The organism is Lysobacter terrestris, assembly GCF_014489475.1.
GTDB lineage: Bacteria > Pseudomonadota > Gammaproteobacteria > Xanthomonadales > Xanthomonadaceae > Agrilutibacter > Agrilutibacter terrestris.
Genome location: NZ_CP060820.1, coordinates 2,952,657 through 2,966,946 on the forward strand (window position 1 = coordinate 2,952,657; position 14,290 = coordinate 2,966,946).

Consider the following 14,290-nt stretch of genomic DNA (forward strand, 5'->3'; position numbering starts at 1 on the left):
CCGTCAACGAAGTGCGACAGGGACCCCGGCTTCGGCCGGGGTTTTTTCGTCTCCCGGTAAAGTTCAGCGCGTGGCCGAAGCAGTCGGCAAGCGCGCGGTCCATCACGGCACTCGGCCCCGTCCGCCACCATCGGCTGCGATATGCTCGCCCCCGGGCAGCGAAAGCTGTAGCACGACGGAGTGGGGGCTTCATGGAGCAGGCGGGAGCGTTCGGGCGCGTGCGCGGTTTGCGGATGCGCGCAGGGAAGTGGCTGGTGTGCGCGGTGCTCATGCTGGTGGCGATGGATGCATTCGGCATGCGCCGCATCAAGGAGGGAGAGGCACCGAAGCTTGCGCCGGATGAGGGCCTGGTCGTCATCTCCGTCGACACCAGTACGCCGATCGCCACCGTGCATGTCGGGCGCGTGGGCGGCGGCACTGCAACGGTGCTCAACTACCTCAAGATCGGACGCAATCCCGCCCTCTTCGCCGCCAAGGCGGGCGAATACGAGTGGGCGCAGATGAAGCTCACCAACGGCTTCATGTACAGCCGCTTCCGGATCGGCAAGCCCGAGTTCCGCTTTACCGTCACGGCGGGAAAGATCGTGTATCCGGGCGATCTCGTGCTGCGCCCGTCGAGCTTGACCAACGCGTACATCCAGGTCCACAACCGCACCCTGCCGATCATGGACTGGCTCCAGGCGGAGCACGCGGCGCTTTATGCGCAGCTGCCCTTCGAATACACCGGCTACTACCCCGATCCGTTCCCGGCCCACTACCGAGCCGCCGTGGCGAAAAATTCGCGGCCCGGTGTCGACCTCAACGCCGGTCGCGAAGCGCCCAAGCCGCAGGATCTGCCCATTCCAGCGGACATGATGTGGAAGCCGAGCCGCATCGCTGCGGTCGCGCTCAATCCGGCCGGTGACCTTCTCGCCGAAACGGTGCGGGAAGAGAAGGGTTACTGGACGCTCAACCTCATCGACCTGCGCGCCGGACGCTCGCAGCGGTTGTCGGCAGAGCGCTACCCACCCGATACCTTGCGCTGGAAGGGCGATCGCACCTTGATCGCGGCCAGCGGCGGCTGGCACGGTTCGCATACCGTCTACGTCGTTGGCGATGCCAACCAGGACGGCAAGTACCGGATAAAGGAGCTGGCCCTGCTTGGCACCGGGCGCGTGGTCGACCTGCTCCCGTCATCGCCGGACGAAATCCTGTTCGAAGGCTACGACAGTGCCGGCAAGCTCGTGGTGCACCGCGTCCGGCTGGAGGGCGACAAGTCCATCCGTGGCTTCACCACGGCCAGGTCGCGAGATCGAGTCAACCAGGGCGCCACCAACGACCGGGCCTGGTACGCGGACGGCAACGGCCGCCTGCGCGCGGCGATCGTCGCCCGCGATGAAGCCACCGTGCTTGTCCATGCCGCCAACGGCAGTTTCCACGACGTCCTGAACAGTGATGAAGATTTCAGCTTCGATCCCGTCGGTTTGTCGTTCGATGGCAACACCATCTACGGCCTGACCGATGAGGATCGCGCGCAGCGTGACCTGGTCGCGCTGGATCCGGTCACGCGCAAGATCACGCGCACGGGGTTCTCCAAGCCCGGCGTCGATATCGTCAGTGCCTCGTTCAATGAGCGCCGCGAACCGGTGGCCGCGCGCTATTACGAGGCCGGTAGACTTGTCACCGAATACTTCGATGACGCCAATCGCAAGATGCTGGCTTGGGTGCGCACGGCGTTTCCCGGGAAGGTCGTGACGGTACTCGACCGGAGCACGGATAACGCGCAACTCATCCTCTGGGTCGATGGCAGCGATCATCCGCCGCAGGTCTACCACTTGGATGTCGCCAGCAAGAAAGCCTCGTTGATCGACGAGATGGCGCCGTGGTTGTCGGACAAGGTGTTTGCGCCGGCATACGTCATCAACGCGAAGGGCAAGGACGGGCTGCCGATCGAGGCCTTCCTGACGCTCCCCGCCGGCACGAGCAAGCGCCCGCTGGTCTTATTCCCGCACGGCGGGCCGGTGGGCGTGAGCGACAGCCTCAACTTCGATCGCGACGTGCAGTTCCTTGCCTCGCAGGGCTACGCCGTCCTGCAGGTGAACTTCCGTGGATCCGAAGGCTACGGCAAGGCGTTCCGCGAAGCCGGATACAACAACCACGGCCGCATGATCGAGGACGACATCGATGCCGCGTTGCGCATTGCGCTCGCGACCTATCCTCTGGACGAATCCCGCATGTGCACCCTCGGCGCCAGCTACGGCGGTTACTCGGCGCTGATTTCCGCGATCCGCTGGCCGGGGCGCTTCAAGTGCGCCGTCTCGATGTCCGGTGTCAGCGATCGTGCGCTGTTCTTCACCGCGAGCGACAACGTGCGCTCGGAAAAGATGCGGCCTGAGCTGGAGCGACTGCTGGGCAATCCGCGCACCGACCTGGCGGCGATGCAGGCGGTCTCGCCCCTGTACCACACCGACCAGCTCACGCTGCCGGTGATGCTGGTTCATGGCCGCGAGGACGTGCGCGTCGACTTCGAACATACCCGTCGTCTTGTGCGCATGCTCAACCTGGAAAACCGCCAGCCAGTGCTGATGGCGATTCCGGACATGGAGCACGACCTGGGCACGGCCGAAGTTGCCAGCGTGGTATGGACCGGCATCGCCGGTTTCCTGCAGCTGCATCTCGGAGCGGCACCGGGCCCTGCAGCGGGCGCGCCCGCTGCGGCGTCGCAGATGCCGGACACCGCGAAGTAATGCCTCGAGCGGCCGCGGGACCCCGGCCATCAATCTGTGCGCGGGCGTTCCCCGGTCCGCCCGCGCCGCGAAACTCAGGTCACGTGCAGCGGAATCAGCGACGCACGCAACTTGCATTCCTCCAGCAGCAGGCGCAGGCGGCGTTCCACCTGCGGCAGGTTTTCCAGCCGTTGCGAGGCGTAGAGGGAGTAGGTCGGCCGGTCGGGCGATGCGCCGCGGGCGCGGCCCACGCTAACGTGCGGGGTCTCGCATGCGCGTGCCCACAGCGCGTGCAGTTGCGCGGGGCCGATGCTCTGGTGCGTGCTCAGGGTGAAGCGGAAGATCGCGATCTGGTCCTTCACGTCGTGCCTCATCGCGTAGGCGCCGGTTTGGTGCGCGGGACGGCGGTTTCGTCGAGCTTCTTCAGGACCCGGGTGACGCCCAGCACTTCGATGCGGCCGCCGGTGGACTGGAACGCGCGCAGGTGGTCGGCGATGCGTTCGCTGGTGAGCACGCGGGGATCGGGCGCCTTGTGCTGGAAGCCCCGCTCGGTCTTGGTCGGTGTGCGTGCCATCGGCTTTTCCTCAGCTGAGTGTGATCGGGATGTCGCGTGCGTGGTCCGCGTAATCGGCGCGCACCTCGCGGCAGTACGGGCCGGCCATGGCGAACTTGCGGCAGATGACGGGGCGCGTGGCATAGATCGAGCAGCACATCCGCGCGCCGTCCAGCGCGACGCACCAGCCGTCTTCGCCATGCGCCATCACCAGCAGGCCGGCCGGCGTGCGCGCGGTGAGGTGCGCGGCGACGTTGTCTTCGGGCATGAGCACCACGGTCAGGCGGCAGCAGACCGCATCGCAGGCGTCGCAGCGGGGGCGGGTGGCCGCGCTCATTGCGCCAGCCTGCGCGCAGTGCCGCGTCCGTAGCGGAGCACGGCGCCGCGGTACGGGGCGCTGTCGCCGTCGTCGACCGGGCAATTGATCGATTCGACTGCGTATTCCTGCGCCTCCATCAGCCGGCTGAAGCGCGCGGCCTGGCCGCGGCCCGGGTCGGTCACCCAGACCTGCGCATCGTCATGGGCGTGGCGGGCGATGACGTCGTTGACCAGTTCGGCGCTGCCGCGCTGGTAGAGGACATCGCTGGCGATGATCACGTCGAAGCGGCCCAGGGTGGGCAACGGCACGTCCCAGCGCAGTTGGCGATAGTGCAGCGCGGGCAGCGCATTGAGCGCGGCGTTGTAGGCGAGGAAGGGTTCGGCGAGCGGGTGGACGTCGCTGGCCACGATATCGGCTTCCTGCTGCTGCAGGACCAGGCTTGCCAGGCCGATGCCGCATCCCAGTTCCAGGATGCGTTCGCCGTTGAAGGTGGCGCGGTGCATGGCGTGCGCGAGCACCAGTCCGGCGGGCCACACCTGCCCGAACAGGCTCCATTGCGCCGAGGAAATGCCCAGGCGCTCGCCGTGCCCGTCCGGGTCGGCGAATTGCTGCAGGTCGCTGAGCACACGCAGGCGCCAGGGGTGGCCGCCGATGGTCAGGTCTAGCTTGCGGGTGGAATAGCCTGGCAACGGCGCTCCCGGGGGGCGACACCCTGAACAAGGGTGGTGGCGCGTGGAGGGAGCGAAGCCGGCGACGAAGTCGGGGGAGACGCGCGAATGAAGCGCTGTAGCCCGACCAGCCTACACGAGTCGGGGCTGTGGAAATGAACGGGGCGCAGTCGCGCCGGGTCGGCGGCGACTGGCGTCGTCGAGGTCAGTGCCCGGACGGCGTCCGCGGCGTGGGCGAGGGCTCGGGCGCGGTCGCCGCCTTCGCGGATTCGCGCGCTTCCTTCTTGCGGGCCTGCTTCTCGTCCTGTTGCTTCTTCTTGGCGAGTTCGCGCTGACGCTTTTCGAAGGAATAGTTGGGCTTGGCCAAGGCGGGCATCTCGTAATGGGAGGCCCAGTGTAGGCCATGACGCGTACGCGGGCGGGCGGAGCGGGCGTTGGCGCCGGCGAGCGCGTGAGTAGCAGGGGCGATCGGGCCCGGCGCACGGGCAGGAAAAAGGCCCGGATTCCGGGCCTTTTTCATTTGACCCAGGGTTTACTGACCCAGGCGGCAGGCCTCAAACCGGCGCAAAACCCTTCGTCGCCTTCTTGTCGCGCTTCTCGGCCTTCTTTTCCTTCTGCGTCTTGGCCGGTTTCTTCTTCTGTTCCTTCTTCTGGTTCAAGCCCTTGCTCATGTGCTTCTCCTCTGCGCGTACAGCGATGGACTGCAGTCGCAGTCGGTTGCTGGAGTATGCGCCTGCCGGGACCGCAGGGCAGCGGTCTGCAGCTACGCAAGCGGCGGGCCGGAGCCCGCCCTGCGCTCGCTTCGATGGGGCGCACGGTGGGGCACGGTGTAGTGCCGCATCGCCATGCGGTCGGTTTTGCCGACCCGGTGGCCTAAGCTATTGGCGAGGCCAATCCGGCAGCAGTCAGCGCCCCATGATCAACAACGACGTCCTCCGCAGCATCCGTTACATGCTCGATCTCAGCGACATCAAGGTCGTCGAGATCGCGAAACTGGTCGATCCGGCCTTTCCGCTCGAGAAGGCGGACGTGCAGGCGTTCCTGCGCAAGGACGACGATCCCGACTTCGCCGAGTGCGGCGACGGCGTGCTCGCGCATTTCCTCGATGGCCTGGTGATCCATTGCCGCGGCCGCAACGACGCCCTGCCGCCGCGACCGGTGGAACGGCGCGTCACCAACAACGTGGTGTTGAAGAAACTGCGGGTCGCGTTCGAGCTGAAGGACGTCGACATGCATGAGGTCTTCGCGTCCGCGGGGTTCCCGATCTCCAAGCCGGAGCTGACCGCGCTGTTCCGCCAGCCCGGACACACCAACTACCGTGCCTGCGGCGACCAGTTGCTGCGCAATTTCCTGAAGGGGCTGACGCTGCGCGTGCGCGGCGCCTGACGCCGCGTCAGAACCGTTCGCCCACCGGCAGGTAGCGCCATTCGCCCACCGGCAGTTTGGCCATGGCGATCCTGCCGATGCGCAGGCGCCGGATCGCCACCACCTGCAGGTTCACCTGCGCGCACATGTCGCGCAGTTGCCCCGGCTGCACGTCCTTGATCGCGAAGCGCAAGCGGAATTCGTTCTGCCAGCTCACCTTGCACGGCGGCAGCTCGCGCCCACGGTAACGCAGGCCATGGGCAAGCCGACGCAGCCCGTACGGCGCGATCTCGCCGGCCACTTCGACGACGAATTCCTGCTCGATCTGCGCGATGTCCTCGGTCAGCCGGCGCCACACGCGACCGTCCTGGGTCAGCACCATCAGGCCGCTGGCGTCGGCATCCAGCGGCACCAGTGGCGTCAGCCGGGTGAAGTGGCGCTGCAGCAGGCGCACGCCGCTGGGATCTTCAGCCCAACGCGTGGCCGGCGTGACCAGCGCCGCGGCGGGCTTGCGGCCTGCGATCGCGTCGAAGCCGGCCGGCTTGTGCAGCAGCACGGTGGCCGGTTCGGGCGCTTCCAGCACCGCGTCGGGATCGAGTTCGACGCGTTCGTCCGACACCGGGTGCTGCGGCGCCTCGACGATCACGCCGTCCACCGACACCCAGCCGTTCTCGATGTAGCGCTCGGCGTCGGCGCGCGAACAACCCGCCAGTTCGGCCACGCGTTTGGAAAGGCGGATGGGGTCGGGCATGGGGTGTCTCGGTGGGGGCGCTACTTTGCCACGGCAGGGCCCACGAGTCAGAACAATCCAGCGCCGTAGCCCGGGTAAGCGCAGCGCACCCGGGACGTTGAGTTCCCTACGTCCGAATCGGAATGTCAGCGACGTCGCCCATAAGGGCAGCGTACCCGGGGCATGGCGACTTCCCGGGTGCGGCCTTCGGCCTTACCCGGGCTACGCTTCTTCTTGGAGCCTCAGCCCTTCCGTGCCGCTTCGATCGCGGCGACGTCGATCTTGCGCATCTGCATCATCGCGTCGAACGCACGCTTGGCCGCTGCGCGATCGGGGTCGTGGAACGCTTCGGTCAACGCACGCGGGGTGATCTGCCACGACAGGCCCCACTTGTCCTTGCACCAGCCGCATTCGCTTTCCTGGCCGCCGTTGCCGACGATCGCGTTCCACAGGCGGTCCGTCTCGGCCTGGTCGTCGGTGGCCACCTGGAACGAGAACGCCTCGCTGTGCTTGAACGCGGGGCCGCCGTTCAATCCCAGGCACGGGATGCCCAGCACGGTGAACTCGACGGTGAGGACGTCACCTTCCTTGCCCGACGGAAAGTCGCCGGGCGCGCGATGGACCGCGCCCAACGCGCTGTCGGGGAAGGTCTTGGCATAGAACGTCGCGGCATCGAGCGCGGTGCCGTCGTACCACAGGCAGATCGTGTTCTTGCTGATCATCGGAAAGCTCCTGGACGTGGTGCATGCAGCGGATTGGCGATCTGCATAGCACGGAGGATGTGCAGCGGGTGTAAGGCGGGCTTGAGCCCGCCCTACGCGCCACGGGCGGCGTCATTCGTGTTGCGCGAAGCGGCGATCGAGGTACGCGTGCAGCTGCGATTGCAGGCTCGCGGGATCGTCGAAGAAGCGGCACACGAGTGCGAACAGTCCGAACCGCTCCCAAGCGAACGGCCGATGCGCGCGCACCATCGCCAGGGTGTGCAGGCCTTCGGTGCGGATGTTGACGCCCGAGGCGGCGAGCTCGGCGTTGCGGCCGCTCGCCAGGTAGGCGCCGATGCGACGGTGGTGCGAAGACGCGCCGGTGGCGGACGTCACCAGGTCGCCGAGGCCGGCGAAGCTCTGCGCGGTTTCCGCGTCTCCACCCATGGCCCGGATGATGCCGGCGAACTCGCGCACCGCTTCGGTGGTCAGGAAGCCGCGCATGTTGTCGCCCAGTTCCAGCGCATCGACCGCGCCGATCAATGGGACGTAGACGTTCTTCAGGACGGCGGCCCACGCGGCACCGTGGACATCGTCGCTGTGATCGCAATGCAGCGGCGTTTCCGCGAACAGTGCAGCGAGCGGCGTGCGCGCGTGTGTTCGCGTGCTCGCAGCCACGGCGAATCCCGCGCGACCGGCCTGGAGTTCGCGCGCCAGCATCGGGCCGTACAGCAAGGCCCAGCCCAGGCGCGTGCCGAAATGCCATTCGAAGACCTGTGCCGCCGTCCGCCCCTGCGCGTCCAGGCCCTTGGCAATGGACAGGCAGAAACTGTCGCCGTCCAGCACGGTCGCCAGGCGGCCGGCGAGTTCGTCGTGGGGCAGGGTAGGCAGGGCGAAGAGCACCACCTCGCGCCCTGCTGCCGCCGCCTCCAGCGGCTCGGTTTCCACGCCGGTCTGCAGGTCGCGGTCCCAGATGGCGATGTCGTGCCGCGGGCGCAGCAGTGCCTCGAAGGCGCGCCCCATCGCACCGTGGCCCAGGATCAGCACGCGCTTGGTCTTGCCTGTCATGGTCAGGCTCCGCGGGTTCCCGGTTGCCAGCATAGACCGTGCGGGGGCGGCCCCAGCAACACGACGCCTCGCGCGCGCGTGCATCCGCGCATGCCGCCGCAGGCAGGACTTCTGGGACGGGTCCGGAAAAACCCCGGGGCTATAGTGGCCGCACCTTCCAGCAGGGACGTTGCCGTGATCAGGTCCAGCCTTCCGCTCGTCGCTTTGTTCGCCGTCACCACCGCTTCCGCCGGTGCCTTGCACGGGATCCATCCCGAAGACATCAACCGCGGCGGCGATGCCTGCACCGACTTCTTCGATTACGCCAACGGCGCGTGGCGGCAGCAGAACCCGATTCCCAGCTACATGGACCGCTGGAGCCGCCGTTGGCAATCGGGCGAGGTCAACAAGGAACACGTCCGCGACATCCTCACCGAGCTGTCGGCGAAGACCGACTGGCCCAAGGGCAGTGCGGGGCAGCTCGCCGGCGACTTCTACGCCGCCTGCATGGACGAATCCCGCGTCGATGCGCTCGGCAGCAAGCCGGTCCAGCCCTGGCTCGTCGAGGTCAACGCGATCAAGGACAAGGCCGGCCTGCAGCGCATGATCGGCAAGCTGCACGACGTCGGCGTGTTCGTGCCTTTCATCGTCTACGCCAATGAGGACCTGCACGAGCCGTCGAAGACGGTCGCGCACATCTACGCCGGTGGCCTGGGCATGCCCGACCGCGATTACTACCTCAAGCCCGAGCCGCGTTTCGTCGAGGCGCGCGCCAAGTACCTCGAGCACGTGGCCAGGATGTTCGAGCTCGCCGGTACCCAGCCGGAAGCGGCGAAGCAGAATGCGCAGACCGTGTTCGCCTTCGAGAAGCGCCTGGCCGAGGCCTCGCTGGACAACGTGCAGCTGCGCGACCCGAAGCAGATGGACCACCCGACCGCGTTCGCCGACCTGCGCAAGCTCGCGCCCGACTTCGACTGGACGAAGTACTTCGACGCCGCGCACATGCCGCGCGAGGCCGTCAACGTGACCCAGCCGAAGTTCATGCAGCAGGTCGAGAAGGAGCTGGCCACCACGCCGCTGCCGCAGTGGAAGACCTACCTGCAGTGGCACGTCCTCAACAACGCGGCGGACACCCTGTCCACGCCGTTCGTCGAGGAGAACTTCGCCTTCAACGGCAAGTTCCTCACCGGCGCCACCGAGATGAAGCCACGCTGGAAGCGCTGCGCCGAACTCACCGACAACCAGCTCGGCGAAGCGCTCGGCGCGAAGTACGTCGAGAAGTACTTCCCGCCGGAAGCCAAGGCCCGGATGCAGGAGATGGTGAAGAACATCCTGCTGGCGATGGACGACACCATCCGCGGCCTGGACTGGATGGATGCAGCGACCAAGCAGAAGGCGCTGGAGAAGCGCTCGACCTTCTTCCCCAAGCTCGGCTATCCGGACAAGTTCAAGGACTACGCAGGCGTGGTCGTTTCGCGTGCTTCGGCGTGGGACAACGTCGTCGCCGCCTCGCGCTGGAACGTCGCCGACAACCGCAGCCAGGTCGGCAAGCCGACCGACCGCAGCCGCTGGGGCATGACCCCGCCGACGTCGAACGCGTACTACAACCCGTCGCAGAACGAGATCGTGTTCCCGGCCGGCATCCTGCAGCCGCCCGCGTTCGACGTGACCGCCACCGACGCGGTGAACTACGGCGCGATCGGTGTGGTCATCGGCCACGAGATCAGCCACGGCTTCGACGACCAGGGCGCGCAGTTCGACGCGCAGGGCCGCCTGTCCAACTGGTGGACGCCCGAAGACAACAAGCAGTTCGCCGCCAAGGGCCAATGCGTGGTCAGCCAGTTCGAGGGCTATTTCATCGAACCGGGCATCCACCACAACGGCAAGCTGGTGCTGGGCGAATCCATCGGCGATCTCGCCGGCGCCAAGATCGCCCACCGCGCGTACCTGAAGTCGCGTGAGGGCAAGGCGCCGGAACCGACCATCGATGGCTTCACGCCGGAGCAGCAGTTCTTCCTCGCCTGGGGCCAGTTCCGCGGCGACGAAATCCGCATGGAAACCCAGCGCACGATGGTCCAGGGCGACCCGCACCCGATCGCCAAGTACCGCGTCAACGGGCCGCTGTCGAACCTGCCGGCGTTCCGCGAGACGTTCCAGTGCAAGGCCGATGCCCCGATGGTGCGGGCGGAGAAGGACCGCTGCGAGGTGTGGTGATGCCGTCCATTGCGACGGCGGGCAGGGTGCCCGCACTACACGTGACGACGTAAAGCAAAGGCCCGCGCAAGCGGGCCTTTGCCGTGCAGCACTCCGGGCGCTTACCGCTGCGCCAGCCAGCGATCGAGTTCGTTCGCGAACGCCTGCCGGTCGCGTGCGTGGAACGCGGCCGGCCCGCCGGTCTGGATGCCGGCGCCGCGCAGTTCTTCCATGAAGTTCCGCATCGACAGGCGCTGGGCGATGTTGTCGCGGGTGTAGCGTTCGCCACGCGGATTGAGGGCGATCGCGCCCTTGTCGAGCACGCGCGCGGCCAGCGGGATGTCCTGGGTGACGACGAGGTCGCCGGGTTGCACGCGGTCGACGATCTCGGTATCGGCGACGTCGAACCCGCCCGATACCTGCAGCGAGCGGATGTAACGCGACGTGGGCACGCGCAGCCACTGGTTGGCGACGAAGGTGACGTGCACCTTCGTGCGTTCGGCGGCGCGGAACAGGATCTCCTTGACCGGGCCCGGGCAGGCGTCGCCGTCGACCCAGATCTGCGGGCCGGACGGCGTTGGCGGATGCGCTTCGTTCATCAGAACGAGTTGTCGCCATCCATCAGCCGGCCCAGCCCGCCAAGCACCGAGCCTTCGCCACGGCTGCCGCCGTTCTGCGGCGCCGCCGCGAGCATGCGTCCGGCCATGCGCGAGAACGGCAGCGACTGCAGCCACACCTTGCCCGGTCCGGTCAGCGTGGCGAGGAACACGCCTTCGCCACCGAACAGCATGCTCTTGATGCCGCCGACCGCACGCACGTCCATGTTCACCGTGTCGTGGAAGGCCATGACGCAGCCGGTGTCGACGTCGAGGCGTTCGCCCGCGCGCAGTTCGCGCTCGACCACGGTGCCGCCGGCGTGCACGAACACCCAGCCGTCGCCTTCCAGCTTCTGCATGATGAAGCCTTCGCCGCCGAACAGGCCGGTAAGGATCTTGCGCTGGAAGTGGATGCCGACCTGCACGCCGCGCGCGCCGGCGAGGAAGCTGTCCTTCTGGCAGATCAGGCGGCCGTTGTGTTCGTCCAGCTTCATCGCCAGCACGGTGCCGGGGTAGGGCGCCGCGAACGCGACGCGGGCCTTGCCGCTGCCGGCGTGGGTGTAGACGGTGGTGAACAGGCTTTCACCGGTGACCACGCGCTTGCCGGCGGTCAGCAGCTTGTCGAGGAAACCGCCGCCGCCCTGGCCGGAGTGCGCACCGCTGCCGAAGACGGTGTTCATTTCCACCGCCGCGTCCTTGTACATCAGCGCGCCGGCCTCGGCGATCGCGCTTTCGCCCGGATCGAGTTCGACCTCGACGAACTGCATGTCGTTGCCGACGATGCGGTAGTCGATGTCGTCGTTGCGCGTCGGGGTGCGGGCGCCGGCACCGGGCATCGGCGGCGGCAGGTGTTCGGGGGCACCGGCCGGGCGCAGTTCGGCGACTTCGCCGATCGGGCGCCAACTGGTGAAGCCCTCGCGCCAGCAGAAGTGGCCGGGGTGTTGCTGCGCGTACTGCTGCGCGCTGCCGTCGTCGAACGGCCCGATGCGGTCGCCGCTGCCGGAGTGGAAGTACCAACTGGTCATGTGGGGTCCTTGCGATGGAAGAGCTGGGCGCAAGTTAGCAGGGGTTGGATGTCGCAATCCCGTGCCGCAGGTCAGGATCGCGGGTTGGCATGGCCCGGTGGTCCGGATTCACGCAGGTTCCGCGTTCCTTGGCGGTCGCTCGCGCGGCAGCCCCGGGTGCGCTTCGCTTACCTGGGCTACGTGTTACGTGCAGGTGGCGCCGGTGACCGTGTGCCTGGCCGATAATGCGCATCGCCTCGACCTGGCCGCGCCGCATGTCCATCGTCCTCACCGATTTCGCCCGTCCACGCCTGTTCCCGCGCGAGCCGCGGCGCAACACCATCCAGGATTGCACGCCGGAGCAGTTCGAGCGGCATCTCAACGAGGCGACGCCGCTGGCGGTGCTCGACGGTTACGCGCCGTTCTGCAAGTTGCACGTGCACCGCAACTGGACGTCGACGCGCTGCCTGGCAGTGCCGATCACCGTGGCCAACCGGCACCTGCTGCGTTCGGATTACGAGGCACGCACGAAGGACGAGCTGCCGGTGCTGGTGCGCTGGTTCGAAGGGCTGGAGCCGCCGGTGGCGGACTACCTGGTCGTCATCCTGTACGACCGCGCACAGCTGGCGAAGGAAGGCACCGCGATCGCGGCCGACTGGGGCGTGGTCGGCTGCATGTACACCGCCGAGCCGGTCGAGACGCCGATGGCGCCGGTGACGATGATGCGCAACGCGCTCGGCGTGGAGGAGGGCGGCTCGGGCGTGCCGCTCGACCGCGAGGCGTACCGGCGCAGCGTTGCGTTCTGGAGCACGCACGCCAACTGGCGCGGCTAGCTGCATCGTTGCGCGTGGTCGTGTGGAAGATCACGGATTCGTTTCATCACCCTCGTGCTACGGTTCGGCCATGACCAAGACGACTGCAAGGATCGCGTTCAAGGCCCCATTGTTGCGCCCGGCGGAGCCGAAGGGCGCGACGTGGAGTTTCCTCGTCCTGCCCACCGCGGCGAGTGCGAAATTGCCGGCGCGAAGCATGACCAGCGTCGAAGGCACGTTCGCAGGCCAGCCCTTCCAGGCCACGCTCGAACCCGACGGCCAGGGCAGCCACTGGCTCAAGGTGGAGAAGGGCTTGCGTGAAAGCGCCGGTGTCGACGTGGGCGACACGGTGGCGCTCGAAATCGCACCGATGGCCGTGGAGCCCGAGCCCACGGTTCCCGCCGACCTGCGCAAGGCGCTCAACGAAAATCCGGCGGCGAAGGCGTTGTGGTCCGAGCTCACCGCCGTGGCGCGCCGCGACTGGATCCACTGGATCACTTCCGGAAAGAAGGCCGAGACCCGTGAGCGGCGCATCGCCACCACTTGCGACAAGCTCGCGTGCGGCCAGCGGCGTGCGTGTTGCTTCGATCGTTCGGGGATCTACAGCAAGGCCTTCAGTGCGCCGGTGGCGGCGGCGGAGTAGTCGAGGAGGAGCCGGCGCGGGTGCGGGGCCGGCTCCTTGCGCAGTTCTTCCGGCGTACGGATCCGGATCAATTCGCCCGACGTGAAGGCTTCTTCGCACAGGCCGGCAAGGTCGATGTCCTCCTGTCGTGGGCGGCTGCCGTGCAAAGCCGCCACGGGTCGTCGATACTGCCGATCCTCCTGTCTCGGTCACCCTCATGCGCTCGTTTCGCATCGCGCTGCTTGCACTCCTGCCCGTTTGCGCCCTGGCGTTCGCGGCGCCACCCAGCGAGGCGGACTACGCGCTTGCCGATGCCAAGCGGACCGAGGTGGAAGCGGCGATGGCGCGTGGCGATCGCGCATCGACCATGCGCCTCCTCGGCGAGGTGGCGCGCCTGGAGCAGGACGGCGAGCTGGCCTACAGCGTCTCGCGTCTCTACGAGCTGAGTGGCCTCGACACCGAAGCGCGCACGTGGGCGCTGTACGCCGTCGAATTGCGGGACCCCAATGCCATGTTCCAGGTCGGACGCGACTACCTGGACGGTGACCTGGGCCTTCCGCGCGACATCGCGCGTGGCCTGCAGTTGCTGGAGGCCGCCGCGCAAGCGGGCCACGTGCCGGCCTTTGGTGCGGCGAAGCGCTACCGCGAGGAACAGGACGGCAAGGCGCGATGCGCCATGGCGGCATTGCGCGGGCAGGGCATGCAGGAGTCCATGCCCGGTGGCCGCTTCCTGCGCGTGACCGCGGGCGAATGGAGCGGCGCGAGCGGCGACGTGTTCGTCGTGGCCGGGGCCGCCGGCATCATGGAAGTGGCTGCGCGCGCGGACATCACCGTCGACGGCTTCGCCGAGGCCGACGTGGTCGATACCGGGGCCATCCGCTACTTCTCGGGCAGCTACACGCCACGGGCGGCCAGCGCCGAAGCCCGGCAGATCGCGGCGAACGTGCGTGCGCAGTGCGACATCGTGGACTGAGC

The 14,290-nt window shown here is 67.6% G+C and carries 17 protein-coding genes; 6 read left to right on the plus strand and 11 right to left on the minus strand.

Annotation, left to right across the window (positions count from 1 at the left end; genetic code table 11):
- Positions 1-11 precede the first annotated feature (11 nt).
- Positions 12-2,726 (plus strand): alpha/beta hydrolase family protein, encoded by a 2,715-nt coding sequence (locus H8B22_RS13815; protein WP_187711965.1) that lies wholly within the window; start codon positions 12-14, stop codon positions 2,724-2,726.
- 74 nt (positions 2,727-2,800) lie between these two features.
- On the opposite strand, the gene H8B22_RS13820 is transcribed toward H8B22_RS13815, so the two are convergent.
- The 5 genes from H8B22_RS13820 to H8B22_RS13840 form a co-directional block, all read right to left on the minus strand.
- Entirely contained in the window at positions 2,801-3,067 is a 267-nt protein-coding gene (locus H8B22_RS13820) for a hypothetical protein (protein ID WP_187711966.1), read from the minus strand.
- 8 nt (positions 3,068-3,075) lie between these two features.
- Positions 3,076-3,279, minus strand: a complete 204-nt coding sequence (locus tag H8B22_RS13825; protein WP_225876220.1) for a hypothetical protein — start codon at positions 3,277-3,279, stop codon at positions 3,076-3,078.
- 10 nt (positions 3,280-3,289) lie between these two features.
- Positions 3,290-3,595 (minus strand): YkgJ family cysteine cluster protein, encoded by a 306-nt coding sequence (locus H8B22_RS13830; protein WP_187711967.1) that lies wholly within the window; start codon positions 3,593-3,595, stop codon positions 3,290-3,292.
- A complete protein-coding gene (locus H8B22_RS13835) occupies positions 3,592-4,266 on the minus strand; it encodes a class I SAM-dependent methyltransferase (protein WP_187711968.1) in 675 nt (224 codons plus the stop codon). Before H8B22_RS13835 ends, H8B22_RS13830 begins: the two co-directional genes overlap by 4 nt.
- A gap of 184 nt (positions 4,267-4,450) precedes the next feature.
- The gene (locus H8B22_RS13840) at positions 4,451-4,621 is read right to left on the minus strand and encodes a hypothetical protein (protein WP_187713686.1); all 171 of its coding nucleotides are present in this window, start codon (positions 4,619-4,621) and stop codon (positions 4,451-4,453) included.
- Between the two features lie 539 nt (positions 4,622-5,160).
- Here H8B22_RS13840 and H8B22_RS13845 point away from each other — a divergent pair.
- On the plus strand, positions 5,161-5,631 hold the full coding sequence (locus tag H8B22_RS13845; protein WP_187711969.1) for a YehS family protein: 471 nt from the start codon (positions 5,161-5,163) through the stop codon (positions 5,629-5,631).
- 7 nt (positions 5,632-5,638) lie between these two features.
- On the opposite strand, the gene H8B22_RS13850 is transcribed toward H8B22_RS13845, so the two are convergent.
- From H8B22_RS13850 to H8B22_RS13860, 3 genes are all read right to left on the minus strand, one after another.
- Positions 5,639-6,361, minus strand: coding sequence for an rRNA pseudouridine synthase (locus tag H8B22_RS13850; RefSeq protein ID WP_187711970.1), 723 nt, complete (start codon positions 6,359-6,361; stop codon positions 5,639-5,641).
- A 221-nt stretch (positions 6,362-6,582) separates the two neighbouring features.
- Positions 6,583-7,062, minus strand: a complete 480-nt coding sequence (locus H8B22_RS13855; protein WP_187711971.1) for a VOC family protein — start codon at positions 7,060-7,062, stop codon at positions 6,583-6,585.
- A gap of 111 nt (positions 7,063-7,173) precedes the next feature.
- Positions 7,174-8,109 carry a hypothetical protein gene (locus H8B22_RS13860; RefSeq protein ID WP_187711972.1) on the minus strand — a complete coding sequence of 312 codons (936 nt, stop codon included), beginning with the start codon at positions 8,107-8,109 and terminating at the stop codon, positions 7,174-7,176.
- A gap of 174 nt (positions 8,110-8,283) precedes the next feature.
- Between H8B22_RS13860 and H8B22_RS13865 the strand changes: the two genes are divergently transcribed.
- A complete protein-coding gene (locus tag H8B22_RS13865) occupies positions 8,284-10,302 on the plus strand; it encodes a M13 family metallopeptidase (RefSeq protein ID WP_187711973.1) in 2,019 nt (672 codons plus the stop codon).
- 101 nt (positions 10,303-10,403) lie between these two features.
- Here the strand turns inward: H8B22_RS13865 and H8B22_RS13870 are convergent, their stop codons facing one another.
- Positions 10,404-10,880 carry a YaiI/YqxD family protein gene (locus tag H8B22_RS13870; protein WP_187711974.1) on the minus strand — a complete coding sequence of 159 codons (477 nt, stop codon included), beginning with the start codon at positions 10,878-10,880 and terminating at the stop codon, positions 10,404-10,406.
- Entirely contained in the window at positions 10,880-11,902 is a 1,023-nt protein-coding gene (locus H8B22_RS13875; RefSeq protein WP_187711975.1) for a TIGR00266 family protein, read from the minus strand. Before H8B22_RS13875 ends, H8B22_RS13870 begins: the two co-directional genes overlap by 1 nt.
- A 254-nt stretch (positions 11,903-12,156) precedes the next feature.
- On the opposite strand from H8B22_RS13875, the gene H8B22_RS13880 reads away from it, so the two are divergent.
- Positions 12,157-12,714, plus strand: a complete 558-nt coding sequence (locus H8B22_RS13880) for a DUF3228 family protein (protein WP_187711976.1) — start codon at positions 12,157-12,159, stop codon at positions 12,712-12,714.
- Between the two features lie 70 nt (positions 12,715-12,784).
- On the plus strand, positions 12,785-13,336 hold the full coding sequence (locus tag H8B22_RS13885) for a YdeI/OmpD-associated family protein (RefSeq protein WP_187711977.1): 552 nt from the start codon (positions 12,785-12,787) through the stop codon (positions 13,334-13,336).
- On the opposite strand, the gene H8B22_RS13890 is transcribed toward H8B22_RS13885, so the two are convergent.
- Complete coding sequence (locus tag H8B22_RS13890; RefSeq protein WP_187711978.1) at positions 13,294-13,491, minus strand: hypothetical protein; 198 nt, start codon at positions 13,489-13,491, stop codon at positions 13,294-13,296. The two genes, H8B22_RS13885 and H8B22_RS13890, sit on opposite strands and share 43 nt — an antisense overlap.
- A gap of 41 nt (positions 13,492-13,532) precedes the next feature.
- On the opposite strand from H8B22_RS13890, the gene H8B22_RS13895 reads away from it, so the two are divergent.
- Positions 13,533-14,288: a sel1 repeat family protein gene (locus H8B22_RS13895; RefSeq protein WP_187711979.1), complete on the plus strand. Its 756-nt coding sequence runs from the start codon at positions 13,533-13,535 to the stop codon at positions 14,286-14,288.
- Positions 14,289-14,290: the final 2 nt, after the last annotated feature.

What these genes read in the sequence shown, in the direction of transcription:
- H8B22_RS13875 (WP_187711975.1), bottom strand. Translation starts at nt 11,902, where the DNA reads ATGACCAGTTGGTACTTCCACTCCGGCAGCGGCGACCGCATCGGGCCG.
- H8B22_RS13845 (WP_187711969.1), top strand. Translation starts at nt 5,161, where the DNA reads ATGATCAACAACGACGTCCTCCGCAGCATCCGTTACATGCTCGATCTC.
- H8B22_RS13880 (WP_187711976.1), top strand. Translation starts at nt 12,157, where the DNA reads ATGTCCATCGTCCTCACCGATTTCGCCCGTCCACGCCTGTTCCCGCGC.
- H8B22_RS13840 (WP_187713686.1), bottom strand. Translation starts at nt 4,621, where the DNA reads ATGCCCGCCTTGGCCAAGCCCAACTATTCCTTCGAAAAGCGTCAGCGC.
- H8B22_RS13895 (WP_187711979.1), top strand. Translation starts at nt 13,533, where the DNA reads ATGCGCTCGTTTCGCATCGCGCTGCTTGCACTCCTGCCCGTTTGCGCC.
- H8B22_RS13860 (WP_187711972.1), bottom strand. Translation starts at nt 8,109, where the DNA reads ATGACAGGCAAGACCAAGCGCGTGCTGATCCTGGGCCACGGTGCGATG.
- H8B22_RS13885 (WP_187711977.1), top strand. Translation starts at nt 12,785, where the DNA reads ATGACCAAGACGACTGCAAGGATCGCGTTCAAGGCCCCATTGTTGCGC.
- H8B22_RS13830 (WP_187711967.1), bottom strand. Translation starts at nt 3,595, where the DNA reads ATGAGCGCGGCCACCCGCCCCCGCTGCGACGCCTGCGATGCGGTCTGC.
- H8B22_RS13855 (WP_187711971.1), bottom strand. Translation starts at nt 7,062, where the DNA reads ATGATCAGCAAGAACACGATCTGCCTGTGGTACGACGGCACCGCGCTC.
- H8B22_RS13850 (WP_187711970.1), bottom strand. Translation starts at nt 6,361, where the DNA reads ATGCCCGACCCCATCCGCCTTTCCAAACGCGTGGCCGAACTGGCGGGT.
- H8B22_RS13870 (WP_187711974.1), bottom strand. Translation starts at nt 10,880, where the DNA reads ATGAACGAAGCGCATCCGCCAACGCCGTCCGGCCCGCAGATCTGGGTC.
- H8B22_RS13825 (WP_225876220.1), bottom strand. Translation starts at nt 3,279, where the DNA reads ATGGCACGCACACCGACCAAGACCGAGCGGGGCTTCCAGCACAAGGCG.